The 25,747-nt window shown below is 45.5% G+C and carries 19 protein-coding genes and 2 tRNA genes; 17 read left to right on the top strand and 4 right to left on the bottom strand.

Annotated elements, in window-relative coordinates; translation table 11 throughout:
- Nucleotides 1–341 precede the first annotated feature (341 nt).
- The 4 genes from Vsou_RS00415 to Vsou_RS00400 all read left to right on the top strand — a co-directional run bounded on the left by Vsou_RS00415 (nucleotide 342) and on the right by Vsou_RS00400 (nucleotide 3,827).
- Nucleotides 342–419 (top strand) — tRNA-His (locus Vsou_RS00415).
- Between the two features lie 497 nt (nucleotides 420–916).
- Nucleotides 917–1,012 (top strand) — tRNA-Met (locus Vsou_RS00410).
- 497 nt (nucleotides 1,013–1,509) lie between these two features.
- Nucleotides 1,510–2,895 (top strand): APC family permease, encoded by a 1,386-nt coding sequence (locus tag Vsou_RS00405; protein ID WP_188603468.1) that lies wholly within the window; start codon nucleotides 1,510–1,512, stop codon nucleotides 2,893–2,895.
- Complete coding sequence (locus Vsou_RS00400; protein WP_188603467.1) at nucleotides 2,892–3,827, top strand: acetamidase/formamidase family protein; 936 nt, start codon at nucleotides 2,892–2,894, stop codon at nucleotides 3,825–3,827. Before Vsou_RS00405 ends, Vsou_RS00400 begins: the two co-directional genes overlap by 4 nt.
- A gap of 23 nt (nucleotides 3,828–3,850) precedes the next feature.
- On the opposite strand, the gene Vsou_RS00395 is transcribed toward Vsou_RS00400, so the two are convergent.
- Nucleotides 3,851–5,248, bottom strand: coding sequence for a 2-oxo acid dehydrogenase subunit E2 (locus Vsou_RS00395; RefSeq protein WP_188603466.1), 1,398 nt, complete (start codon nucleotides 5,246–5,248; stop codon nucleotides 3,851–3,853).
- Nucleotides 5,249–5,301: 53 nt separating this feature from the next.
- Between Vsou_RS00395 and lplB the strand changes: the two genes are divergently transcribed.
- Nucleotides 5,302–5,583: a lipoate-protein ligase small subunit gene (gene lplB, locus Vsou_RS00390; RefSeq protein WP_188603465.1), complete on the top strand. Its 282-nt coding sequence runs from the start codon at nucleotides 5,302–5,304 to the stop codon at nucleotides 5,581–5,583.
- A complete protein-coding gene (locus Vsou_RS00385; protein WP_188603464.1) occupies nucleotides 5,573–6,364 on the top strand; it encodes a lipoate--protein ligase family protein in 792 nt (263 codons plus the stop codon). Before lplB ends, Vsou_RS00385 begins: the two co-directional genes overlap by 11 nt.
- Here Vsou_RS00385 and Vsou_RS00380 read toward each other — a convergent pair.
- Nucleotides 6,353–7,363, bottom strand: a complete 1,011-nt coding sequence (locus Vsou_RS00380; protein WP_188603463.1) for an NAD(+)/NADH kinase — start codon at nucleotides 7,361–7,363, stop codon at nucleotides 6,353–6,355. The genes Vsou_RS00385 and Vsou_RS00380 overlap by 12 nt on opposite strands.
- A gap of 113 nt (nucleotides 7,364–7,476) precedes the next feature.
- Here Vsou_RS00380 and Vsou_RS00375 point away from each other — a divergent pair, with 113 nt between their 5' ends.
- Entirely contained in the window at nucleotides 7,477–8,487 is a 1,011-nt protein-coding gene (locus Vsou_RS00375; protein WP_188603462.1) for a thiamine pyrophosphate-dependent dehydrogenase E1 component subunit alpha, read from the top strand.
- Between the two features lie 10 nt (nucleotides 8,488–8,497).
- Entirely contained in the window at nucleotides 8,498–9,496 is a 999-nt protein-coding gene (locus tag Vsou_RS00370; RefSeq protein ID WP_188603461.1) for an alpha-ketoacid dehydrogenase subunit beta, read from the top strand.
- Nucleotides 9,497–9,498: 2 nt separating this feature from the next.
- Here the strand turns inward: Vsou_RS00370 and Vsou_RS00365 are convergent, their stop codons facing one another.
- Both Vsou_RS00365 and Vsou_RS00360 read right to left on the bottom strand, forming a co-directional pair.
- Nucleotides 9,499–10,476 (bottom strand): NAD(+)/NADH kinase, encoded by a 978-nt coding sequence (locus tag Vsou_RS00365; RefSeq protein ID WP_188603460.1) that lies wholly within the window; start codon nucleotides 10,474–10,476, stop codon nucleotides 9,499–9,501.
- Between the two features lie 55 nt (nucleotides 10,477–10,531).
- Nucleotides 10,532–12,568, bottom strand: a complete 2,037-nt coding sequence (locus Vsou_RS00360) for an alpha-ketoacid dehydrogenase subunit alpha/beta (protein ID WP_188603459.1) — start codon at nucleotides 12,566–12,568, stop codon at nucleotides 10,532–10,534.
- A 320-nt stretch (nucleotides 12,569–12,888) separates the two neighbouring features.
- Between Vsou_RS00360 and Vsou_RS00355 the strand changes: the two genes are divergently transcribed.
- The 9 genes from Vsou_RS00355 to Vsou_RS00315 all read left to right on the top strand — a co-directional run bounded on the left by Vsou_RS00355 (nucleotide 12,889) and on the right by Vsou_RS00315 (nucleotide 25,722).
- Entirely contained in the window at nucleotides 12,889–14,175 is a 1,287-nt protein-coding gene (locus tag Vsou_RS00355) for a hydroxyacid-oxoacid transhydrogenase (protein ID WP_229709843.1), read from the top strand.
- A 60-nt stretch (nucleotides 14,176–14,235) separates the two neighbouring features.
- Nucleotides 14,236–15,051: an N-acyl homoserine lactonase family protein gene (locus Vsou_RS00350; protein ID WP_188603457.1), complete on the top strand. Its 816-nt coding sequence runs from the start codon at nucleotides 14,236–14,238 to the stop codon at nucleotides 15,049–15,051.
- A gap of 199 nt (nucleotides 15,052–15,250) precedes the next feature.
- Entirely contained in the window at nucleotides 15,251–16,930 is a 1,680-nt protein-coding gene (locus Vsou_RS00345) for an MFS transporter (protein ID WP_188603456.1), read from the top strand.
- A 99-nt stretch (nucleotides 16,931–17,029) separates the two neighbouring features.
- Nucleotides 17,030–17,956: a quinolinate synthase NadA gene (gene nadA, locus Vsou_RS00340; RefSeq protein ID WP_188603455.1), complete on the top strand. Its 927-nt coding sequence runs from the start codon at nucleotides 17,030–17,032 to the stop codon at nucleotides 17,954–17,956.
- Nucleotides 17,957–17,961: 5 nt separating this feature from the next.
- Nucleotides 17,962–19,404, top strand: a complete 1,443-nt coding sequence (locus Vsou_RS00335; RefSeq protein ID WP_188603533.1) for an L-aspartate oxidase — start codon at nucleotides 17,962–17,964, stop codon at nucleotides 19,402–19,404.
- On the top strand, nucleotides 19,401–20,231 hold the full coding sequence (gene nadC / locus Vsou_RS00330) for a carboxylating nicotinate-nucleotide diphosphorylase (RefSeq protein ID WP_188603454.1): 831 nt from the start codon (nucleotides 19,401–19,403) through the stop codon (nucleotides 20,229–20,231). Before Vsou_RS00335 ends, nadC begins: the two co-directional genes overlap by 4 nt.
- A 328-nt stretch (nucleotides 20,232–20,559) precedes the next feature.
- Complete coding sequence (locus Vsou_RS00325) at nucleotides 20,560–22,188, top strand: N-acyl-D-amino-acid deacylase family protein (RefSeq protein ID WP_188603453.1); 1,629 nt, start codon at nucleotides 20,560–20,562, stop codon at nucleotides 22,186–22,188.
- 915 nt (nucleotides 22,189–23,103) lie between these two features.
- Nucleotides 23,104–24,399: an MFS transporter gene (locus tag Vsou_RS00320; protein WP_229709841.1), complete on the top strand. Its 1,296-nt coding sequence runs from the start codon at nucleotides 23,104–23,106 to the stop codon at nucleotides 24,397–24,399.
- 81 nt (nucleotides 24,400–24,480) lie between these two features.
- The gene (locus Vsou_RS00315; RefSeq protein WP_188603452.1) at nucleotides 24,481–25,722 is read left to right on the top strand and encodes a metal-dependent hydrolase family protein; all 1,242 of its coding nucleotides are present in this window, start codon (nucleotides 24,481–24,483) and stop codon (nucleotides 25,720–25,722) included.
- The last annotated feature ends 25 nt before the right edge of the window (nucleotides 25,723–25,747 follow it).

Raw genomic sequence — 25,747 nt, 5'->3', positions numbered from 1 at the left:
AACGATGGACAAAATTGGGTATTTAAACCATTCTACAAAGGCAAAACGATCAAGACAACCAGTAACCCTAAATTCCTAAATCCTTAACTAAGGTACAAATGCAGCGACTTATTGATCATGTTAAAGGTACATCGTTGGATAAAAACCACTAGGCACCAAAGAGATAATATTTACATAGATTGTAATGATGAGGAACATACGCAATATATTACGTGAGAAACGTTAGAAGGCTCCAATAAAAATAGGACAAAAACAATAAGGCAACAGCAAAACCAAAAATGCCCAAATATACGGAGATATTAAGGACAAAAACTTAAAAGCATGAATAATAGGAACACCGTGCCGGGGTGGTGCAGCCTGGAAAGCATGCGGGCCTGTGGAGCCCGTGAACCCGGGTTCAAATCCCGGCCCCGGCCCCAAACAATGTTCACCCCTACTCCGCATATCATAACTGCATTTACAAACTAATCAAATACCTTTGTTTTCTTTTTCCTTTGTTTTTATTCCTATTAATAGTCAGTAGAGCCCAGTCCTTTACTTCCTTGGCATATTTACGACTTATTAATCTACTCCATGTTATCCTCATTATTCTTGAACCCAATAATAAGACCCACTATAACATCCCTAATTAACGGCGTGGTCACTCCGTCACCGCATCCTAAACTACACGAGTGTCGTAAGAACATGAATGCCTGCAATAATCCCTCAACCTAAATACCGACTTCAGCAACACCTCAGGTTATTTAATGACAAAGAAGATGAAATAAATGAAAGGCATCATAAAAACCAAGTAATAGACATAAAGCCGTCAATGGGCCAAAGAGAAGTGGTAAGTCTACGAAGGCTCCAATAAGGCTCATTCAAGGTATTCACAAATGAAGAAAGACTTAAAAAGCACGTAGAAATAATGACCTGCAGCGGGGTAGGGTAGCCTGGTAGCCTGCGGGGCTCATAACCCCGAGAACCCAATCGGGTCGGGAAGTCCCCGGTTCGAATCCGGGCCCCGCTACCAACAACTTTTTCATGACTTATTGGTTATCTTATGAAAAATTTTCTATGGTCAATAATCATTATCTATTAATAATTATTAGATTTTACGGCATAAGCACTAATAATATTCACATCTATGAATTTTAATTTCATAACACCGGCGGGTTTTGCTTCATATTAACAATATTATCTCTCAATACTTCATAGATCAAATAACTACCATGCCCTGTGCTTAATTCTGTCTCGTTAATCACACCCTTAGTGAGTTATTAATTGTTTTGAGATTATGATAATTACGTATTTTATATAGCTTTAGTTGGATAAAGATATTATTATGTAAGGTACTTATTGGTTCATTATTTGAGATTTTTAATTTGAATAAAAATTGTTAATATTATCGTTATTTAAGTAATCATATATTAAATCGTAACTTAATGATTTTAAGCTTTTTCATCAATTGCCTTAGTTTTGTGTTGGCACTAGATAATATTTATAAATTGTGGGAGTTTATATAATTTTGTGAGTTCCTCAACGGGTTTAAGGAGGGGTGTTGTAACCTTTTGGGAACTTGTTTTTCAGTCTCTAAGTTTCACGGCTCCTGGAATTGCGGCCTTAGCTACGTTGAGCGGTGCTGTGGCCTTTGCCTATGGTTCGGCGCCTCTTTCAGTCGTTCTTGCAGCACTTGGTGTTGCATCCGCGGCATACGCCGTTTATGAGTTCTCCCTTAAGGTTGCATCAAGTGGTGGGTATTATAGGTATATTGAGAGGGGTTTTGGCTCTAGGGTTGGTGCCTGGGGTGGCTGGTTGTACATACTATATGCTGGTGTTGCGGCGACACCATTCATTTACTTGGAAACTGCCCTTGCCGTTCAATACGGCTTATCAGCACTAGGCATTAATCTCCCAAGCTGGTCCTGGTTCCCACTGGGCATTGCCGATGCATTGCTCGCATTAATACTGCCCTACCTAGGCATTAAACCCTCGGTTAAGTACATGCTCTGGACAGGGATGATTGAGATAGCCGCCCTAATGCTTGGCGGAGCAATAATAATAGCCCTATCCCCCAAGCCCTGGGACCCACTCGTATTCACACCGGCCTATGCACCTGGTGGTTGGTCAGGTGTTGGTATGGGCCTTGTCTTCGCCTTCACGGCCTTTGCTGGTTGGGGCTCAATGACATTCCTAGGCGCCGAGGCTAGGGAGGCACATATGAACATTAGGAGAGGTGTCATTGCCGTCATAACGCTCTTAAGCGTATTCTTCATATTCATGATATACGCATTAATAATTGGTTGGGGACCTAGCAACGCCTCATCTTACTTCCAATACTTCATACCGGGCATAACCGAGGCTGTTAAGTATGGTTTAATTCCAATAGCCATTCTATGGCTAGTATTAGTTACGAATAGTGGATTTACAGATACCATGGCAATACTAAACGCTGTGGCCAGGGACATGTACACAATGGCTAAGGACAGCGCATTGCCACAATGGCTCTCCATGACGCATCCCAAGTATAAGACTCCACATAGAGCGTTGATTCTAGACACAATAATTGGCCTAGTACTATTCACCGTACTTGGCTGGACACTAGGGCCATTAAATGCATTCCTAATTACCGGTCTTTGGGGTGGTGTTGCGACATCAATAGAGCACTTCCTAGTGAATACCGCATTACCACTATACTCGAGGAAGAGGAACTTCTTTAAGTGGGCTCATGTTGTAATACCCACCATAGCCTCAATACTGTATGTATTCGTACTATACGCCACCGCAGTAACAACTGCGATAAGCTTACCGGTAATCGTAGCCATGGCCTTCCTAATAGCTTGGTTTATAATCACAGGCTTTATATCCTGGAAGAAACCAGTAATTCCAAGGCTGGAGGAGGGTGAGGAGTTGTGATTACCATTGATGGAACTAAGGAGGAGAACCTGCATTATAAGTGGAGTCCTAATTTAAAGCCGATCGCCCATGTTAGGGATGGTGATGAGGTTAGGGTCATAATACCGGACTCATCAACAATGCAGGTTAAGCCAGGAATGACCGCGGAGGACTTGGCTAGGCTTGACTCCTCGAAATTCGATGCGGCTGTCGGCCCTATTTACGTGGAGGGTGCTGAGCCTGGTGATGCCTTAGCCGTTGATATACTGGATATCCAAGTGGGTGATTGGGGTTGGTCAGCAATACTTGGCTTCATAGGTCTTCTTAAGGGTAAGTTTAGGGATTTACTTGTTCATTGGAGGATCAGTAATGGTTATGCGGAGACCGTGGGCGACTTCCTCAAGGGCATTAAAGTACCGGTTAGGCCATTCCTTGGCGTTATTGGTGTTGCACCTAGGGAGGGCGAGTTTGAGATGATACCGCCTCAGTACTTCGGTGGTAATATGGATAATAGGCTTCATGGTATTGGGGCTAGGGTTTACTTACCAGTCAATGTCAGGGGTGCGTTGTTATCGCTTGCTGATCCCCACGCTAGTCAGGGTGATGGTGAGGTGACTGGGACAGCCATTGAGACCAGTGCCACGGTTAGGATTAGGGTTAATGTGATTAAGGGCATGGGTATAAGGAGGCCATTCACGGTGGCTCCCGTAAGGGATGAGCCCACTGATATTATCGCAACCATGGGCATATCCAGTGATCTTTACCAAGCAGCTAGGGATGCGCTTGAGGATATGCTAACGATATTGAATAGGCTCTATGGGTTAACTCCTGAGGAGGGTTACGTACTGAGTAGTGTGATTGGAAACCTTAGGATTTCAGAGATAGTTGATGAACCAAATTACGTAGTAACACTAACAATACCAAGAAACATAGTAGGAAAGATACGGCAATGAAAGTTTTACCTGGGTTGTTTAAATTATTTGATCGTGATTTTTATTTGCGTTCCTTGGGTTAGTGTGTCGTGTACTGGGCATCTTTCTTCAGCTTCCTTAATTATGTCGTTTATTACATCCCTTGGTGCTGTTGTTGATATGCTTAGTTCAATGTTTATGCGTGTTAGGCCCGCCCTCCCTGTTTTTGCTGTTCCTTCGAACTTAGCTGGATTTAGTGATCCAGTTATTGATAATTGCATTGAGTCTATCTTAATGCCTCTCTCCCTGGCTATCTTCCTAATTGTCACATTCATACACCCGGCTAAAGCGAGTAGTAGGTATTCTATTGGGTTTGGTGCTGCGTTTGTGCCTCCCGCATCCTCAGGCTCATCAACCATTACCCTGAAGTTCCTTATGGTAGCCTCAATCTTAGTGTTGGATAGTGATATTGCGGTTAGGTTGAAGGAAACCTCGGGTGGAGGTGGTAGTCCAGGCAGTACTTCGTGTGGTTTCTCAATCAATTCCTTGAGTCTACCCAGGAATTGGGCACCAACATAACCATCAATTACCCTGTGATCAAGGGTTAGACTTAATGGCATGAGTTTCTTACCGTTTATGTCCCTAATCTTCCCAACACCGAGTATCGCAACCTCCGGCGGGTTTATTATTGGTGTGAAGTAAATGACCTCCGTCATTCCCAGGTTACTTATTGTGAATGTAGACCCAGTCAATTCCTCCGGTATTGCCCTGCCTTGCCTAACATCGTCAATAACCCTCTTAATGCCCTTGGCAAGGGCATCCAGATCCATAGTATCGGCATTCTTAACGACACCCACGAGGAGACCATTATCCGTTTGTATTCCGATGCCTAGGTGTACATGGTTGAATATTCTCATTTCATCATTAACAACGTGGGCATTAAGGCTTGGGTAGTCCTTAAGCGCCTTAATTACTATGTATGAGAGTAGTTCCGTGTATGAGTAATCCTTAAATCTTGACTCTCTGAGCTCCACTAACTCTGTAGCATCGGCATCCATGTGTAATGTGTACTGTGCTGCGGTTCTCAGGCTCTCGGTCATCCTGTCAGCAATAACTCTCCTAAGACCCTCGATCTTAATTACTGAGTACTCCTTAACCTCGGGTGCGGTGATAACCTGTGGTGCTGGCTGTGGTGCGGGCACTGGCGTTGGTGCTGGCGGCGCGGCCACCTCCTCAATCTCCACGAGTGGATCGCCAGGCTTGACCTTAGTGCCCTTCTGGGCTATTATCCTCGTTAATTTACCATCTATTGGACTCTCCACTATGTATGTGGCTTTAATGACCATTATTTGGCACAGGGGTTCCTTCTTCTTCACTAGGTCACCCTCCTTCTTGTACCACTCTGTGATGACTCCTGGCCCGTACCTATCGTAATTCCACAGATTGGGTACTGTAATAAGCATAACAATTGCACCTAGTGGGAATTTTTAAATATTGACCAGAACTTTATTTATAGATGTCCTTAATTAATGAGTATAAGGCTAAGAAGGGTTTGATAAGAGTTAGGTTGAGACTTAGTGATGATGGTAGGATAACCTGGATTAGGATAACGGGTGACTTCTTCATGTATCCAGAGGAGGCATTGCTCATGCTTGAGAAGTCGTTGACTGGTGTTAAATTCAGTAGGGGTGATGTTAGTAGGGTTATTCATGAGTTCTTCAGTAGTGGTGTTAAGGTGCCCTTCGTTACTGAGGAGGACTTCGTGGAAGCAATAATGGGTGCTCACCATGAGAGTTAGGCTCGTGGAGCACGAGTTCTTGGATAACCCAAGGATGAGCCTGGCGGTTGAGGAGGCGATATTTAGGCTCATGTTGCTTGGTAAGTCACCACCAACCCTCTGGTTCTGGAGACATAGGAATGCGGTGATCATTGGTAAGTTCCAGATTGCTGAGGAGGAGGTTAACATGGACGTGGTTCAGCAGTACAACGTTCAAATAGCCAAGAGGGACACCGGCGGTGGCGCCGTTTATCAGGACCTCGGCAACCTAATATACTCCGTCATAATACCTGATATTTATGGGGTTAGTAATGATGTTATTAGGATGTACGAAGCAATGATAAAACCAGTATTACTGGCCTTTAAGATGCTTGGTATTAGGGCGGAGAGCCCGGGACTTAATGATGTGGAGATTAATGATAGGAAGGTCCTTGGCTCAGCCGCGGGATTGAGGGAGGGCTTCGTGCTATTCCACGCAACCATGCTCATAAGTAGCAACCTAGATATGCTTGCCAGGGTCCTTAAGGTGCCCAAGACCAAGCTTCAGGATAAGGGTATTACCCAGGTCAGTCATAGGGTTGGTAATGTCTATGACCTAACAGGTAAGGACATGGATGATGTTAAGTATGCGTTACTCAGGGGTTACTCGGAGTACCTGGGCTTCGAGTACTATAGGGATGAATTAACTGAACGTGAACTCAGACTTGCTGAGTACCTATATTATAATAAGTATAATAGGCCTGAATGGGTCTTCGGTAGAGAATTCATAAGTGTGGAAATACCCAGGGAATTACTTGAATGATTCGAAGAACCCCCTTTCCTTCGCCATACTGAGGGTTTTTCTATAATCAATGACAAATGGGCCTCTCCTGACAGCCTCAACCACCAATTCACTCCCTGGATCAACCATGAACTCCCTCTCACCATCCAGGGCTATTAACGTCGAACCAGGACTTAACCGAACCCTCTCACCAAGCCTCACCTCCCTGACCTCCTCAACGCTGAGCCTACTCATGCGGCCTGGCGTTATTGCAGTCCTAAACGACTTACCAGTTCCATCCCTTGATAACCTAACGTATATTGCCTCATCATTCTCATGCCCAACCTCCTTAAATAGGCCGGCTATTGATGATAGGCCAATATTATATGGTGCACTAAGCACTGTGAAAACCTCCCTAATGTACTCAGGTTCCCAAATTGCCCTGGCACCTATGTACTGATAGGAAGTGGATACAGCATCCACGATGGCCACATCCCTATACTCACCATCCTCATAAATCCTAATCACCTTACTCCTGTACGCACCCTCCTCAACTCCAACATAACCAAGTACTATTGCAGCCACTGCCTCCGCCGCAATAGTGGCCTCTATCATGTATGGAAACACGTTATTCGTACCCGTGGATATGGGCATGACAGGCACCTCAATACCCGTCTTTGCAACTATCCTATTCGTACCATCACCACCAAGGACTATTAATGCATCAACTCTACCAATCATGTACCTAACGGCATCATAAGTATCAACCCAAGTACCACTAACCCTTATTGGGGCATACTCATACTCAATACCCTCAATAGCATTACTTGGTAGTGAGTGCAATGCAGTGGTTACGATGCCCTCGGGCTCAGGCATTATTACGTACCTATTAATGCCAAGATCGAGTAAGGTCATTATTAATTTACGCACGATGTTCATCTTCTCAGAATTATCAAAGACACTGGCGTAGGCAACCAACCTCCTAATGTCCCTACCTGCCTGTGGATTAATCACGAGACCTATCACGGGGTTTCTAGGCATAAATGAACATAAGTCATTACTATTTATTTACTTTTTGTCATGAATTACATTCATAGACCATAAATATGCAAATCATAGCAAAGCTTAAAAGAAGTAAAATTAGAAACATTGTTATGGCACAGAGGGAGGAGTTAAGTAAGGATAAGCTTATGTGGATGTACGAGACCATGGTCAAGATAAGGCTCCATGAAAATAAGGCCGCAGAACTCTTCGCCCAGGGTAAGATCAAGGGCTTCGTACACCTATATGTCGGTGAGGAGGCCGTGGCCACTGGCGTCATGGCCGCGCTCAAACCCGGCGATGTGATTACGGGCACCCACAGGAGCCACGGCCACTACATCGCCAAGGGCGGTGACCTGAAGGCATCCTTTGCCGAATTATTTGGCAAGAGGACGGGTAGTAACAAGGGTAAGGGAGGCTCAATGCACATTGCTGACCCAAGTATTGGTATGCTTGGTGCAAACGGCATGGTTGGCGGCGGTATACCACATGCAGTTGGCGCTGCATTGGCCTTTAAGTTATTGGGTAAGGATAACGTCGCAGTCGCCTTCTTCGGGGAGGGAGGCTCAAATCAGCAGAACTTCCATGAGGCAATTAACCTAGCTGCAATTTGGAAGTTACCCGTTGTATTCGTATGTGAGAATAATCTATATCAAATATCACTTCACTACTCGAAGCAGCAATTAATAACCAGCGTTGCCGAGAGAGGAAAGGCCTATGGAATACCTGGCGTGAGCGTTGATGGGCAGGACGTACTGGCAGTTTACGAGACAACAAAGGAGGCTGTTGATAGGGCTAGGAGGGGTGAGGGACCAACACTAATAGAGGCCAGGACATATAGGTTCAGGGGGCACTTTGAGGGTGATCCACAGATCTATAGGTCTAAGGATGAGCTTGAGTGGTGGATGAACAATAAGGACCCAATTAAGTTATTCGAGAAGTACCTGCTCGAGAGAAGCATGGCAACTAGGGAGGAGCTTGATGCAGTATGGAAGCGTGTGTCTAATGAGGTTGATGAGGCCGTGAAGTTCGCTCTGGACAGTCCATACCCAGGCCCAGAGGAGCTTTATGAGGATGTATTTGCAAGGCCGACAAATGGAGTATTAGTTTGGAGGTGGGAGTGAGGTGATGAGTATGGCGAGCACGAGGGAGATAACGTTTGTCCAGGCCCTAAATGAGGCGTTGGACTATGCAATGTCCGTTGATAAGAGGGTAGTAATAATGGGTGAGGATGTGGGTGTTTATGGTGGTGTATTTGGAGTTACAATGGGTCTATACGACAAATACGGCCCAGAGAGGGTTAGGGATACTCCAATAGCTGAGTCTGGGTTTATAGGAGCTGCCGTGGGCACCGCAATGATGGGTTTGAAACCTGTTGCTGAGCTCATGTTCATAGACTTCCTGGGCGTAGCCTTCGACCAAATATACAACCAGGCGGCTAAGCTTAGGTACATGACAGGTGGTAAGGTTAAGATACCCATGGTCCTCAGGACAGTGTGCGGCGCAGGTATTCAAGCAGCCGCCCAACACTCCCAGTCATTGCATGCGATATTTATCCACGTTCCTGGCCTTAAGGTTGTAATGCCCTCAACACCATACGATGCCAAGGGCCTACTACTAACAGCAACACTTGATGAGGAGGACCCAGTAATATTCATTGAGCACAAGATGCTCTATGGCGTTAGAGGCCCAGTACCCGAGGGACCCTATAAAATACCGTTTGGTGTTGCTGATGTTAAGAGGGAGGGTAAGGACGTAACTGTGGTCGCAACTGCATGGATGGGTCACAAGGCTCTCGAAGCCGCAGAGAAACTGACTAATGAGGGTATTAGTGTTGAGGTTATTGATCCAAGGACCCTAGTACCACTCGATGAAGACACCATACTGAATTCAATAAGGAAGACGGGTAGGCTAGTGGTGGTTGATGAAGGTTACCCAAGGGCATCCTTCGCAACCGACATAGCAGCTCTCGCAGTCTCTAAGGCCTTTGAGCATCTTAAGGCTCCCGTTAAGTTAGTCACACCGCCAGCAACACCAGTACCATTTAGTGAGGCTCTGGAGCGTGAGTGGATACCAAGCACCGAGAAGATAATGAAGGCTATAAAGGACGTTTATTACTTCAAGAAGCCCTAATCCTACGGGCAGTTAGAACATTGCCTTAAAAATAATTCCTGCATTGCCTTATTGACATCTATGATGACGGGACCCCTATCATCAGCCATTACCTCAACATAATCACCGTTGAAAATCTCCACTTCCCTCTCACCATCAAGCTCAATTGTGTACGCCCTACTTATTGGCACCTTAACACCAAGGCCTATCTCCTCAACCCTATCAATACCCATGTTAGTCACATAACCGGGCATTAGTACGGCCCTAATACTAAACCTTGATCCAATGGTCACATGAAGTATTTTGTCATTAGGTAAGCCATTGGGTCTCAGAACACTGCCTATTGATGCCAAACCAATACTAAGTGGTTTTACCAGTGATATGAAGGCCTCAGTTACCATGTTAGGGTCAATAACAGCCCTAGCGCCCCTGAATGGGTAAAGCGTAGCCCCCAAATCAACCAATGCCTGATCAATTACTTCGCCATTTATTATCAGTAATATTCTCCTTAACCTATACGTGACACTGTCATTAACTAGGCCATTAGCCACCGCAGCAGCTGCGATACCTGCTAGGGTGCCGTCTATGAAGTACGGTATTACATTATTAGTGCCAGTGGATATTGGGAGTAGTGGGGTATCGCCGGAGACCTTTGATGCTATTCTAACGGTGCCATCGCCACCGAGGATCACTATACTACCTACGTTCTCCTTAACCATGTACCTAACGGCATTAACAGTATCTGTATAGTCACCCCTGGGTTTCATGTCTATAAAACTCCATTTAAGGCTTAATTGTGGTAAGTCCCAAAGTGCATGGGCAGCAATTCCATAGAAATCAGGCATTATTAGGGCTTCATCAACACCCGCGGACTCAATACCCCTTAGTATACTCTTAACAATGCGTGCCTTTTGCATGTTATCAATAAACCCAGCTGTCGATGTAGCTCTCCTAATGTCAGTTCCAGACACTGGATTAACGACCAGGCCAACCTTACGCAATAGTGATCACCTTTTATTTTTAAATATGAGGCATTAATAACTTCAATGTATCGCCTTACTTCATTAAATCCTCAATGGCACTCACTATTTTGTCCGTTGACGGTATTACGAACTGCTCAAGAGGCCTACTATAGGGTATCGGTACATCTGGCACAGCTAACCTCTTAAATGGCGCCTTCAAGTACCCATGAGCTTCCTCGGAGACTATGGCCGCCACCTCACCAGTCAGGCCGAAGCTCAGGTAGTCCTCATCAACCACGAGTACCCTGCCAGTCTTCTTAATGCTATTCACTATTGTCTCCCTATCAAGTGGCTTTATCGTCCTCAAATCAACCACCTCAACACTAATACCCTCATTGACCAATTTATCAGCAGCCTCCAATGCATAGTGTACCATGAGACCAGCCGTAATTATGGTAGCATCCCTACCCTCCCTAGCAATCCTGGCCCTACCAATTGGTACTGTATACTCCTCCTCAGGTACATGCGTCAGCGCAGTCTTTGGATATGACATCCAGGGCAGGCCAAGTATCTTCTTGTGGAACATGTACACCACGGGATCATCATCCCTAATGGCACTTATCATTAATCCCTTAGCATCATATGAGTTGGAAGGTACAACAACCTTAAGCCCAGGTACATGAGCAAATAAGGCATAAAGTACTTGAGAGTGCTGGGCTGCATCGTTATAGCCACCGCCGATTGCTGTTGTCAATACTATGGGCATTTTAACCTGCCCACCAGACATGTAGTGGTTCTTAGCCATGTGATTAAATACTTGGTCGAAAGTCACACCCAGGAAATCCACAAACATTAACTCCACTATCGGTCTCATACCGACTGCCGCCGCACCAACCGCAGCCCCTATAAACCCAGCCTCGGAAATCGGAGTATCCCTAACCCTATCAGGCCCGAATTTCGAGCATAAGCCCTGAGTTATGCCGAATATGCCATTATAGGCGCATACATCCTCACCCATGTAGAAAACCCTTGAATCACGCTCCATCTCCTGGGCTATTGCCTCGGAAATCGCCATATAAGCAGGTAATACCCTACCACTTGTGGATGGCCAACCAACATCAACCTTACCAACCGGTTCTGGTAATGAAAATACATCTCTAAGAGCCTCCTCGGACTCTGGGTATGGACTGTCCAGAGCGAACTTCACGGCCTCATCAACCTCAGCCCTAGCCCTAGCCTGTATTTGGGCGTCCTCCTTATCATCAAGCCAACCCCTCCTCATTAACTCATCCTTAACTCTAATTACCGGATCCCTCTTCCTAAGTTCCTCAACCTCCTCCTTAGGCCTATAAATTTCGGGATCACCCTCAAAATGCCCATAGAATCTATAGGTCTCAATTTCAATGAGTGTTGGTCCCTCACCCCTCCTAGCCCTATCAACAGCCTCCCTAGCAGCCTCAAATAGGGCAAATAAATCGTTATCAGGTATGAAGACTCCAGGTACTCCATAGGCCACGGCTCTATCACTATTCCTAGCTATCGCTGTTGACTTCGACTTAGGCACCGATATTGCCCATTTATTATCTTCAATCACGAATATTGCCGGTAACTTCCAAATTGCAGCTAGGTTAATTGCCTCATGGAACGTCCCCTGATTGGCTGCACCATCACCACCGTAAGCAACCGCCACATTATTCTTCCCCTGAAGTTTAAAGCCAAGTGCGGCGCCAATGGCTTGCGGAAACGCAGCACCAACAATTCCACTACATGCGAAGTTGACGATCGAGTCGAATAAGTGCATGTGCCCACCCTTACCCTTACCAAGTCCAGTCTTCTTACCAAAAATCTCAGCCGCCATTTTCTTCAAGTCAACACCCTTGGCGATGGCCACATGGTGAGCCCTATGAGTCGCAAATACTGCATCGGCTGGAGTTAAGTGAATCATAACTCCGACAGACGCAGGCTCCTGACCAGCGGCCAGGTGCATTTCACCAGGTATTGGACCGGAACCAATATCGAAGATTGGCGCCTTACCCTCCCAATACCACTTTCTAATCGTGTCCTCGAAATAACGTATTTTAACCATCAATTCATACATCTTAAGAGCTACGTCTCTCGTGAGCTCAACCATACATATTAAATATAAGGTTAATTGCATTAAAGCTTTACTTATCATATAATTAATAACTCAACATAATTATGACGCATTATTTTATAAATAATTTCATGTATATAGGGTATAAATAAAATTGTTTTAATACTGTACATGGTAGTACCCCATTCATTATGTATTTAGTTTATTAAATGCTACTTGCTTATGTGTTTGATATTCTATCAGTTATTTATGGTCCTTTATAACAGATAAAACTTAGAATTTCTAATCAGGATTATAGGGTAAAATTTAAAATGGCAAATCATGATTTATTAGTAATGGCTTTCTCTTTCATGGGTATGGGTGAGTTGGACACAGTTTTTTCGTTGAGTATTCCACAAGTTGTTAAGTTTGGTTTTGGCGTGACGAGCGAGGCTGGTTATGAGTCTAAGAGGCTCGGACTTAAGAGGGTTCTCCTGGTCACTGGTAGGACCTTATATGAAAGTGGTAGGTATGAGGCTGTTAAGCAGTCCCTTGAGAATGAGGGTATTCAGGTTGATGTTTATTATAACGTGCATATTGAACCCACTGATGAGTCCATTATGGATGCCGTGAATTACGCTAAGGATAAGAATTACGATGGCTTTGTGGCCTTCGGTGGCGGTAGTGCCATGGATACGGCTAAGGCCGTTAATTTACTAACGACTCACCCCGCGCCAATAATGGACTACATAAACAAGCCAATCGGTCAGGGTAAGGCTCCACCAGGCCCGTTAAAGCCATTGATTGCCATACCAACAACCGCAGGTACAGGCGCCGAGAATACAGGCGTTATCGTGCTTGATGTCTTAAAGTACCACGTCAAGACCGGGATTTCACACTCATACATAAGGCCCACGGTTGCGCTTATTGACCCACTTAACACACTTAGTATGCCTCCGATGATTACGGCGTCCACGGGGCTTGACGTGCTAATGCACGCCATTGAATCATATACGGCCAGGCCATACTACTCAAGGCCGAGGCCGAAGAACCCAGCGGAGAGACCTGCCTACGTTGGCGCCACACCGATTTCAGACATGTTCGCCGAGAGGGCCATTGAGTGGGTTGCCAGGTATTTAAGGAGGGCTACGTATAACGGCAATGACATTGAGGCTAGATACTACATGATGCTTGGTGCCTCAATAGCCGGTATAGGTTTTGGGCACGCAGGCGTTCACATACCTCATGCAATGGCCTACCCAATAGCTGGCATGGTTAAGGAGTGGAAGCCGCCGGACTACCCAGTTGATTATCCGTTGGTCCCCCATGGTATATCGGTTACGATGGGTGCTCCGGCGGCCATGAAGTACATAGCGGCAGTGGCGCCTGACAGGGTTGCGAGGGCTGCGCAATTGCTTGGTGTTCATGTTGAGCCCACAGAGACTCCCAAGAGGATTGGAGAGGCCATATATGAGGCATTGATAAGGCTCATGCAGGACCTTGGACTACCAAGTGGACTTAAGGAGATGGGCTTTAAGGATGCAGATATACCAGGTTTAGCTGAGGGTGCCTACGCCCAGCAGCGCCTACTCGTGGTCTCACCAAAGGTGCCTGGTAAGAGAGATTTAGAGCAAATGTTTAAAGATGCAATGCAGTATTGGTAATTTGTTAATTAAAGAAGTTGAAGAAGTAAAACTTAAAATTACCATTTTCATCTAATTATGATGAGTACTGGAATAAAGAGGATCTACCTACTTGACTATGGTGTTCTATCCGGCGAAATGGGTTGGTTCATACCTGATCCCTCAGTCATTGGCGAGAGAGGCGTTTCCAAACCAGCGACTTGGGTCGATATCCCAGTGACCGGGGCCTTAGTTGAGCATAAGGATGGGCTCATCTTAATAGACACTGGCTCTCACCCGGAGGCTCAGAGGGTTTGGCCGAAATCCTCCTGGGATGTATTCCCAATGACGAAATTCACCGATGAGAATAGACTTGAGAATCAATTGAAACTAATCGGTTTGAAGCCCAGTGATATACACTTCGTGGTCTTCACACACCTGCACCTCGACCATACAGGACAGGCCTACCTGCTCAAGGACACTGGGACCATGTTTGTAATGCATGAGAAGGAATTAAAGCACGCGCTATACATGATTTGGCTCGGGAAGACCGGCGCCTACGTTCCTGTGGATATCGATAACCTAAGGGGTGCCAACCTAAACCCAGTGAGTACCGATTACTTTGAATTACTACCGGGTGTTGAGCTGTACCTAGTCGGCGGTCACACACCAGGTAGCATGTTAATTAAGGTAACTACGGATGCAGGCAATACCTACGTATTCACGGGAGACTTCCTACACCTACCAAGGGAGTTAGAGGTCGAGAATAAAGGTTGGCTACTTGGCAATGCCGAGGAATTCCTCAGAGGCATAAAGATGTTAAAGCTCTGGCTCAGGAGGCCGAATGTAAAGCTCGTGATCAGCCACGACCCAGAACTATGGAACAAATACCCAAGGGCGCCTAAATACCTCGAGTAAAGGTAAATAATTATATTGATTTAAACTTTAAAATCAATCGCATTTACTGATCATTTAGGCGCGTCATAATTGCCGCCAGGTTTTTACAGTGTGAATTATGTATGGCATAATAACTGTACTTAAAGTGATGTTATTTCTACTTATTTTATTGGCGTTAGTTTTAAATATGACTTGTTTTTGATAACGGTTTTGATTGTTAATGGAGTATAAGTGGGTTGTGCTGACCAACACAACGCTCGGGGTGATCATGTCCTCAATAAACATGTACATTGTCCTAATATCGCTACCCACGATTTTTAGGGGATTAAATGTTAATCCATTCCTACCTGGGGAGTTTGATTACCTTCTTTGGGTGCTCATGGGCTATAGCATAGTCCTCGCCAGTGTCCTCGTTACCTTCGGTAGAATCTCTGACTTATTCGGAAGGACTAGGCTTTACACCCTTGGTTTCATAATATTTACAGTAGCCTCAGTATTGCTTTCATTAATACCAAGTAACTCAGGTAATTTTGGTGCGTTACTCCTAATAGTATTTAGGATTGTCCAGGCAATTGGTGGTGGCTTCCTTATGGTTAATAGCACGGCATTACTGACGGACGCCTTCCCACCTGGCGAGAGAGGTAAGGCGCTTGGCTTGAACCAGGCATCATTTATTATTGGTTCCTTCCTTGGCATAATACTGGGCGGCCTACTCTCTAATTATGATTGGCACCTCTTGTTCCTCGTTAATGTACCCTTCGCCATAGCCGGCGCCCTATGGTCCATATTCAAGCTAAAGAGAGTTGATAGAAGAAACGTGAGGGTTAAGATTGATTACTGGGGCAACCTGACGCTGGCTCTTGGCCTTGTGTTGATAACCCTCGGCTTTACATACGCATTAATGCCCTATGGTAATTCAGAGATGGGTTGGACAAGCCCACTTGTCATTGCGTCCTTCATAGCTGGTACGGCATTGATCATCGCATTCATACCAATAGAACTTAGGCAGGAGGAACCACTCTTCAAGTTGTCGCTGTTTAGGGTTAGGCCGTTTACCTACGGTATAATGGCCCTCTTTCTTTCATCGCTTGCGAGGGGTGCTATAATGTTCCTACTAACAATATGGCTACAGGGCATATACCTACCGCTCCATGGTTTTAGTTACACGGAGACTCCGTTTTGGGCTGGTATATACATGTTACCGATGCTCGTGGGTACTGTGATAATGGCGCCAATAGGCGGATCACTCACGGATAAGTATGGCGCCAGGGTCATAGCTACCGTCGGCATGATAATAATAGCAATATCACTCTACCTACTCACTCTACTACCCTATAACTTCGACTTGGTGAAGTTTGAATCGATACTATTCCTTAATGGTGTTGGTAATGGCCTATTTGCCTCACCAAACACAACGTCAATAATGAATGCTCTTCACCCAAGAGATAGGGGTGCAGGTAATGGTATGAGACAGACCTTTAGTAATGTTGGTTCCACAATAAGTATGGCAATGTTCTTCACAATAGCCATAAGCATATTCTCTCAATACGTACCAATTAGGATTCATGAAATAGCCCTAAGTTATGAATTACCAAGTGACATAGCGAATACATTAGCTAGCATACCTGCATCAAGCTTGCTCTTCGCAACATTCCTCGGCATGGACCCAGTCTCAGTATTACCAAGCTCCTTAACCAATGGCTTACCGACAAGCATAATGAAATTACTGGACAGTAACACATTCCTACCCAGCGTCCTTGGTCCCCCATTCATGATGGGCCTCAGGTTCTCGCTATACATATCCATAGTCTTTGTGGCCATAGGCGCCGTGCTGTCTTACATGAGGGGTGGTAGGTACGTGTATGAGGAGAGCATAAGGAAGGGTGCATATGCATCGTAGTGGCGTTTTTTGCCCTGTACCTTAATATTCCACTTTATTCCCACCGTCATTTATTTGCCGGGTAGAGAATATCTTACGATATAGATAGACCCATTAGTAATGGGAGGCAAGGACATAATCAATGAGGTTCTGACCCTAAAGCGCGAGAGGAAAGCCGTAATACTCGCCCATAACTACATGAACCACGACGTACAAGTCGTAGCGGACTTCATCGGTGATTCATACGACCTAGCACTTAAGGCGATGGAGACCAATGCTGAGGTCATAGTCTTCGCGGGCGTTAGGTTCATGGCTGAGCAGGCCAAGGCCCTTAACTATGACAGGATTGTGCTTGCGCCAGACCCCAACGCCGGTTGCACGATCGCCGATGCCCTCGACGTAGATACACTGAGGCGTGTTAGGGAGGAGTACCCCAACGTCCCCGTGGTCCTTTACGTGAACAGTAATGCCAACGTTAAGGCGCTGGCAGACTACATAGTTACTTCATCCACCGCTGTCAGGGTAGTGAAGAAGTTGGGCAGTGATGTGGTCATCTTCGGCCCCGACTCAAACCTGGCGGATTACGTCGCCCACATGACCGGTAAGAGGATAATCAAGGTGCCACCAAGCGGTAGGTGCGTGGTCCATGGAAGCTACACGGCAAGGCTGGTTAAGGAGGCGAGGGCTAGGTACCCAAGGGCTAGGGTAATGATACACCCAGAGGCGCCGATTAACGTACTGAGATTAGCCGATTTCGTGGGTTCGACGAACCAAATGATCGAGTATGCGAGGAGTAGCGGCTATAATGAGTTTGTGATCGGCACGGAAATCGGCATGCTTAATGCCCTAAGGATCAAGGTACCGGGCAAGGTATTTCATCCACTGTCCACGGGTCCCTACGCCAGGTGTCCCTTCATGGGCATGGTGACCCTCGAAAAGGTCCACGGATCCCTCAGGGACCTGGTTCATAGGGTTGAAATACCGAAGTCAATAGCCGAAGCCATTAGGGAGGCCTTTGAAAGGACTCGAAAACTCCTTGAAGGGTGAGGTTGTTGATATACATAGTCGGTAATGGTATTGCCGGTTTATCAGCTGCTATTGCCCTCAGGAGGGCTGGTTATGATGTTACGGTAATAACCAAGGGATCGCGTGGTGGATCAAGCTTCATATCCAAGGGTGGCATTGCGGCCGCCACGTCAATTGATGACTCGCCACAGCTCCATGCGGAGGATACGTTGAAGGTCGGTGATGGTCTCTGCGACATGGAGGCCGTTAGGTACTTCACTAGTGAGGCACCCGTGATTATTGGGGAATTGACTAAAATGGGTTTTAAGTTTGATAGCGACTTAAGACTCGAGGGCGGGCATTCAAGGAGGAGAGTTCATCATAAGGCTGATGAAACCGGTAGAGTCTTAACAGAATTCTTACTTAGGAGGGCCGTGGAGCTCGGCATAAACATTGCAGAAGATGAGCTAGTAGCTCTGCAGGTAAAGGACGGAATAGTTAGAGGTTTTACGACTAGGAATCACGGTACCATGGGTAATGTGGATTACCTAGTACTAGCGACCGGTGGTTACGCATACCTATGGCAATACACCTCAAACCCGCCAACTAATACTGGTGATGGAATAGCCATAGCCTTTAGAGTTGGTGCCGTGGCCTCGGACATGGAGTTTGTTCAATTCCACCCAACCATAACAACCCTGGACGGCGAAACAATGCTCCTAACAGAGACCCTGAGGGGTGAGGGCGCGAGGGTGGTTAATGAATTCGGTGAAAGATTCGCGTTTAAGTATCATGAACGAGGTGAGCTGGCCCCAAGGGACGTACTATCCCGGACAATATACATGGAATTAATGAATGGACATAGGGTGTACATGGACTTAAGCAGCATTGAGGACTTCGAGAGGAAATTCCCCGGCGTCAGTGATTTCCTGAGGAGGCACAGATTAAGTAGTAAGGATAGGGTACCCATTTACCCAGGTGCCCACTTCACCATTGGTGGGTTGAGGGTTAATGTCAGGGGTGAGACTAACATTAGGGGTCTATATGCCATTGGTGAGGTTGCTGACACCGGTCTGCATGGGGCCAATAGGCTCGCCAGTAATTCACTGCTTGAGGCCTTGGTCATGGGGTTTAACCTGCCCAGGTACCTTGGTGAGCCTTGGGATGGACCGAGACTGGATGACGGTTCATTAGTAACTGTGAAGTTAAGGGATCACGGGCCCATAATGGGCATTGATGAGGTTAGGAGGGTTAATTGGGAGTACGTGGGCATACTCAGGAGTGGTGATGGGTTGAGGAAGGCCGTGGAACTTTACGAGCGGGTAAACACGACAATCAACAGCAGGGAATCCAATGCAGTCCTGGTATCCTACCTAACGGCATACGTTGCCCTACTTAGGACCGAGTCCAGAGGAACTCACTATAGGGTTGATTACCCCGACAAGGACATTAATTGGCGGAGGAGGATTTACCTCGGGGTGATCTCATGATTGAGGAGTTGTACGTAAATAGGTTCCTCAATTACCTGGAGGAGGATGCATACCCTGAGGACATAACCAGTAGGTTCCTTGAAGGCATTAGGGCCAGGGGAATTATTAAGTCGAGGGATGAGGGAATAATCGCTGGGCTTAGGTTCATGATCCCATTCCTCAAATACCTCGGCTTCGAGGTAATTACGTATAAGCATGACAGTGATGTGATACGTAAAGGCGATGTTATAATGGAGATAATCGGTGATGGGGGTAGGTTATTGGCAGTTGAACGATTGACCCTAAACCTCCTATCAAGGCTTTCTGGGATAGCCACAGCCACAAACACAATGGTCAGGTTGGCTAGGTCCGTCAACCCAACGGTTAGGATTGCAGGTACGAGAAAGACAACACCAGGGTTTAGGGCATTCGAGAAGTACGCCATAGAGATTGGCGGTGGTGATCCACATAGGTTCAACCTAGCTGATGCAGTACTAATTAAGGATAATCACATAGCGGTTTATGGGGATCTCGAAGGTCTTATTAAGTTGATCAAGGGGAGGACGAGTTTCACCAAGAAGGTTGAGGTGGAGGTGTCTACGTATGAGGACGCCATTAGGGCCTATAGGGCGGGTGCAGATGCAATACTACTTGACAACATGAGGCCCAGCGATATAGTGCCAGTAGTCAGGGAATTGAAGGGAAGGGTAATACTCGAGGCCAGTGGCGGAATAACGCCCGACAACGTAATTGAATACGCGAGGACAGGCATTGATGTAATATCCAGTGGTTACATAACACACAGCGCCAGATCTCTCGACCTAACAATGGACGCCGAAAGAATATGAAGACATAAAGCGGGCAATAATTAAGACAGCCAATGCGTAACACCTAACTATAATTTTGGTATTGTATGTCCTTTTAGTTTGTTTGATGTTTTCGTCTATTAATGGTTCTCCCTGTATTTTGCCGTGAATAATCTACGCATGAATCCCTTTCTATTAAGGAGTGTTTCCATGTTGTGCCGTTGTTGATATGCTTAATTCGATATTTACGTGGGTCAACCTGTTCTCCCTGTTTTTGTTGTTACGTGGGTTTGGCTGGGTTTTGCGAACCAGTCATCATTAAGCGGTGCTTTATAAAGTAGGGGCTTGCCTTAAGGGGATGTGATTCAGTATGTATGATGTTGTGATTAAGAATGGTCTTGTTTATGATGGGATTAGTGTTGAGCCTAAGGGGGTTGACATAGCTGTTGAGGGTGAGAGGATAGTGTATGTTGGTGATTTAGGGGATGCGAGGGCGGACATTATTATTGATGCTAGTAAGAAGGTTGTGGTTCCAGGCTTCATAGACATGCACTCCCACTCTGACAATACTATTCTGATTTACCCAGAATCAAGTAGTAAGATTAGGCAGGGAGTCACTACGGAGGTTGTTGGTAATTGCGGCGTATCCATGGCTCCTGTAGGTAAGGATGGATTGGAGCTACTGAAGAAGTTCGTTGATCAGTACTTCCCCGGCTTGAGTTATCTCCTTGATTGGAATTGGAGGTCTCTCAGGGATTATTATAGGATTGTTGAGACCGTTAAGCCAGCCGTTAATTTAGTTCCGTTAGTTGGGCATCATACGCTGAGGATAGCCGTGATGGGATTCGAAGCTAGGGATCCAACTGATTCTGAGCTGAATGAGATGAAGAAGTTACTTGAGGAGGAGATGCAGAATGGCATGTGGGGCCTGAGCACGGGTTTATTTTACGCACCGGGTAGTTATGCGAAGACTGGGGAGGTTATTGAGCTAGCCAAGGTGGTTAGGAGGTATGGTGGTATTTACGCGAGCCATATTAGGGATGAGGCTCGAGGAGTTTTATCCGCGATTGAGGAGGCAATAAGGATTGGTAGGGAGGCGGGAGTATCTGTGCAAATATCGCATATTAAGGCCATGGGTAAGGCTCAATGGGGTCTTAGTACCAGGATTATTGGGATTATCAATGAGGCAAGGATGGAGGGCTTGGATGTGCATGCGGATGTTTATCCATATGATGCTGGCCAAACGGCATTACTGCAGGCATTACCGGACTGGGCTAAGGAGGGTGGTACTGATGGGGCGCTTGGGAGGTTGATGAATGATGAGGTTGCGGAGAAGATTAGGGTTGAAATGGAGGAGGGTAAGATGAAGGGTCAGAACTTCGTGTATGAACTTGGTTGGGAGAACATAATAATAGCCGCCACGGAGCTTGGTGAGCGTGATATTGAGGGTAAGAGTATCCGGGAGATAGCGGGTAGGGAGGGTAAGAGACCCTTTGATGTCTTTAGGGAGGTTTTGATTAGGAATCGTGGTAATGTTAGTATGATAATTAGGGCCATGAGTGAGGATGATATAGTGAACTTCATTAAGCAGGACTTCATATACATTGGGTCTGACCAAAATGGTATTAGACCTGGTTATGGGCCGTTGGGTGGTAAGCAGCATCCAAGGGCCTACGGAACCTTCCCCAGAGTGATCAGAAGGTATGCCCTTGAGAAGGGAGTAATTTCATTGGGGGAGGCCATTGCAAAAATGACGGGCATACCAGCGAGGAGGTTGGGTCTTAAGGATAGGGGCATGATTAAGGAGGGCTACTATGCCGACATAGTTATTTTTGACCCGGAGAGAATAGCTGATCGGGCAACGTACTTGGAACCAACGCTATACCCCGATGGTATCGAGTACGTAATAGTTAATGGAAAAATAACAATTAGAAATGGGTACGAAATAGGTACGAGAAACGGAAAGGTACTATGGAGAAACGAACATAAACTAACGTAAATTCTAAGATTGGTTAAATTAAAAATATTTTTTTTTGCTAATCTTCCTTGTAATAGTTAAATAAATTTTAAACACACAGGAATCATATATTACGTAGTAACATCATGGACATGCCTAACCAACCACTTTATTAATGTTATGGATTCTGGCGAATCTAAGTCATTTACGTACTCGGCTCTTGGTAATCCGGTAACCTTTTATTGAATGCGACTAGGGATAATTGCTTTGGAGAATATATTATGCAGCATAATGTAGCCATAAGATAGTATGCATAATCTAAAGGTTGAGTAATTGGCATTGATTGTTTTCTTGGGAATATTGGGGGCATTTCATAATGTACACATTACCGTACTTGAAACAGCCCCTGGTTTATTATCGTCTAGTGCAATCTAATTTCTAACGGTGTCCTCTTTCTCGGTGATTATTTTGATGACTTTCCACCCATAAGGGCCATGGTGCCCTAGTAGCAACGTGCAATCTGGTGACTGCATCCCTGTTGTAGTTTACCATCCACTGACTTTGTAACCTGCGTAGGTCAGGACCACCATCATGTCGAGCTCATAATTAATTCAATTACCATCATGGGCAATCCTAGGTGGCTCCCTGAGGTAAAAATACAATCATTTCATAATACCTAAAGATCCCTCATATTGTTAGTCCTGCAGGTTTGTCAATGTTAATAATCGATATTAATGCATTACTCAAATTCAATATAACTTATTTTCCTTCACAATGGCTATATTAATTTCTTTAAGATTTGGTATTAGTTTCGCCGTAAATAGTATAACTTATAACAATGATGTCATATATTATTTAATTAATTATCTTAGAGTTATTAGGATTTTGATCAGTTATATCGTTTATAGGCTTTACATGGTAATATTTAAATACTCTCTATTTTTAATATATATTTTGATGGGAGGACAAGAAATCCAGGTACCAACTGGTGAAATGTTAAGGGTTGCTGCGGCTTCCTCGTTAGGTATAGCCTTCGAATTCTATGACTTCTTGATCTTTGGTTACGCAGCGCCAGTTATTGCAAAGCTTTTCTTTCCAATGATGAGCGGCTTACTGGCATTGATATATGCCTTCATAACATTTGCTGTAGGCTTTGCCGGTAGACCTCTTGGCGCAATTATTTTTGGCCACCTCGGTGATAAGATTGGCAGGAAATACACACTTATCTTCACAATATCGCTTATGGGGGCAGCAAGCTTGGCGTTGGCCTTAATGCCGACGTATTTCCAGATAGGCATTTGGGCACCAATATTGCTGGCTGCCTTTAGGTTCCTTCAGGGATTATCCCTTGGCGGTGAGTTTGGCGGCGGGATAACATTGACAGGTGAGTTTGCCCCAGCCCAGAGACGCGCTATGTGGGTTGGTGTTGCCCAAACTGCTCAGGGATCCGGACCATTACTTGCCGTAGGACTTTTAGGCTTACTTACCTATCTATATGGTGAATCCTGGTTCGTAAGTATTGGTTGGAGGATAATGTTTGGACTAGGTGTTGTAATAGCCATAATAGGAGTTTACATTAGGCTGAGGATTACTGAGTCGCCTGTGTTTGCCAGGGCAAAGTCTAGGGGAAATGTGTCTAAATTACCATTAATAGATGCCTTTAGGGCTGGCTATTGGAAGAGGATTCTACTCGGTCTCGGATTTATAATTGGCGGTACCGCCATGACATATGCAAGCGGCGTCTTCGCAATTGCTTATCTGGAGAGTGTTATACATGTACCTGCGGTTGAGGCATCATTAGCACTCGTTATTGGATATACCGTATTAATAATATTCTCACCAATATTCGGCTTACTAGCTGATAAGTATGGTAGGAAGCCATTTATGATTGCCTATGCGGTGGGTACGATAGTATTCATCTATCCATACTTCCTATTACTATCAACTGGGCAATTACCATTGATAATATTAGCACAGGCCATATACAACTTCATGGCGTCGTGGTTCAATGGCGCCTATGCAACAATGCTTCTTGAGATGTTCCCAACCAAGGTTAGGTATACAGCGTTGTCCTTCATATACCACGTTGGCGTGGCCGCCTTTGGTGGAACAACGCCCTTCATAGCCACATACCTAATATACGCAACACGCTATGAATTAGCGCCGATTTATTGGGGTTGGTTTGGAATGATAATAACATTGATAGCGTTCATACTTGCCAGGGAAACTAAGGATATCGACATTAATTATTGATTCTCAATAATGCCTTATTATAATACTTTACTTCAAATGTATATAGAAAATTTTAAAAAGTATTAATATCCCCATTCTCATATGGCCGGTAGTACCTATGATTTGGTAATAAGGGGTGGTCTTGTTTTTGATGGTGAGAAGAGCATCGGTAGACAGAACATATACGTTAAGGGTAATGTCATCGTTAAGGTAACTACTGAGGAGTTGAGTGCCGCCAATGAGGTTGATGCGAGGGACATGTTCGTAATGCCTGGCTTAATAGATACGCATCTACACCTAACCGGCATTAAGGGCGGTAGTTTGTTCATGGGTTACATACTTGATGATGCACGGGTTAGGCTACTTAGGGCTGCAAATTGGGCTAGGGAGTTACTAATTGCGGGCTTCACTGCAGTCAGGGACTGCGGCGAACCCAACTCAATAGCACTTAGGAATGCCATTAATGAGGGCATTGTCCCAGGACCTAGGATAATAGCCGCAGGTGCCCCATTGACCCAGACCTTCGGCCATGGTGAGTTAAGTCACTCAATACCGCTTGAGTGGAGTATTGAATTGGGCTTTGCGGAGATTTGTGATGGTGTTGATGAGTGTAGGAAGGCTGCGAGGAAGGTTCTCAGGAGCGGTGCTGACTTCATCAAGATAATGGCTACTGGCGGTGTGTTATCGCAGCGCGATAAACCTGAGTGGTCGCAGTTCACGTTTGATGAGATTAGGGCCATTGTTCAGGAGGCTGAGAAGGTGGGCACGTATGTTGCTGCCCATGCGCATGGGGACCTGGGGGCTAGGATCGCGGTTGAGGCTGGTGTTAGGACTATTGAGCACGGTACATTACTAAGGGATGAGACGCTAAGGCTAATGGCCGAGAGGGGTGTTTCAATAACGCCGACCATGGCAATTCAGGAATTGATATATAGGTATGGAAAGCAGATTGGTATTGACCCGTGGGGTCTAGAGAAAATTGCCGAGGTTAGGGAGAGCGTTGCCAATGTGGTTAGGAAGGCGAGGGAGTACGGGGTAACAATAATAATGGGCACGGACCTGGGCTTTAAGACAAACCTGGACATCGACATGGGCAAGAACTGGGTTGAGCTTCAACTCATGACTGAGATAGGTGGGTTAAGCAGCATCGATACGCTGAGGGCAGCAACATCAAATGCAGCACGCATGCTTAAGATAAACACGGGTTTAATTAGGGAGGGGGTCCTCGCTGACATAATAGTAATCAATGGAAACCCCGTTGAGAACATTAAGGATGTATCAAGAGCGATCACAGTGATAAAAGACGGAAAAATAGCAGTTGAGAAGGGCAAATTAGTAGGTTAGAGGGCTTTAAGCATGAAGTAAAAGT

It is taken from the genome of Vulcanisaeta souniana JCM 11219 (assembly GCF_026000775.1).
GTDB lineage: Archaea > Thermoproteota > Thermoprotei > Thermoproteales > Thermocladiaceae > Vulcanisaeta > Vulcanisaeta souniana.
This window is presented reverse-complemented; position numbering and strand designations above follow the sequence as displayed.

What these genes read in the sequence shown, in the direction of transcription:
- Vsou_RS00395 (WP_188603466.1), bottom strand. Translation starts at nt 5,248, where the DNA reads ATGCTTATTACAGTACCCAATCTGTGGAATTACGATAGGTACGGGCCA.
- lplB (WP_188603465.1), top strand. Translation starts at nt 5,302, where the DNA reads ATGTCCTTAATTAATGAGTATAAGGCTAAGAAGGGTTTGATAAGAGTT.
- Vsou_RS00385 (WP_188603464.1), top strand. Translation starts at nt 5,573, where the DNA reads ATGAGAGTTAGGCTCGTGGAGCACGAGTTCTTGGATAACCCAAGGATG.
- Vsou_RS00380 (WP_188603463.1), bottom strand. Translation starts at nt 7,363, where the DNA reads ATGCCTAGAAACCCCGTGATAGGTCTCGTGATTAATCCACAGGCAGGT.
- Vsou_RS00375 (WP_188603462.1), top strand. Translation starts at nt 7,477, where the DNA reads ATGGCACAGAGGGAGGAGTTAAGTAAGGATAAGCTTATGTGGATGTAC.
- Vsou_RS00370 (WP_188603461.1), top strand. Translation starts at nt 8,498, where the DNA reads ATGGCGAGCACGAGGGAGATAACGTTTGTCCAGGCCCTAAATGAGGCG.
- Vsou_RS00360 (WP_188603459.1), bottom strand. Translation starts at nt 12,568, where the DNA reads ATGGTTGAGCTCACGAGAGACGTAGCTCTTAAGATGTATGAATTGATG.
- Vsou_RS00355 (WP_229709843.1), top strand. Translation starts at nt 12,889, where the DNA reads ATGGGTGAGTTGGACACAGTTTTTTCGTTGAGTATTCCACAAGTTGTT.
- Vsou_RS00350 (WP_188603457.1), top strand. Translation starts at nt 14,236, where the DNA reads ATGAGTACTGGAATAAAGAGGATCTACCTACTTGACTATGGTGTTCTA.
- Vsou_RS00345 (WP_188603456.1), top strand. Translation starts at nt 15,251, where the DNA reads ATGGAGTATAAGTGGGTTGTGCTGACCAACACAACGCTCGGGGTGATC.
- nadA (WP_188603455.1), top strand. Translation starts at nt 17,030, where the DNA reads ATGGGAGGCAAGGACATAATCAATGAGGTTCTGACCCTAAAGCGCGAG.
- nadC (WP_188603454.1), top strand. Translation starts at nt 19,401, where the DNA reads ATGATTGAGGAGTTGTACGTAAATAGGTTCCTCAATTACCTGGAGGAG.
- Vsou_RS00325 (WP_188603453.1), top strand. Translation starts at nt 20,560, where the DNA reads ATGTATGATGTTGTGATTAAGAATGGTCTTGTTTATGATGGGATTAGT.
- Vsou_RS00320 (WP_229709841.1), top strand. Translation starts at nt 23,104, where the DNA reads ATGGGAGGACAAGAAATCCAGGTACCAACTGGTGAAATGTTAAGGGTT.
- Vsou_RS00315 (WP_188603452.1), top strand. Translation starts at nt 24,481, where the DNA reads ATGGCCGGTAGTACCTATGATTTGGTAATAAGGGGTGGTCTTGTTTTT.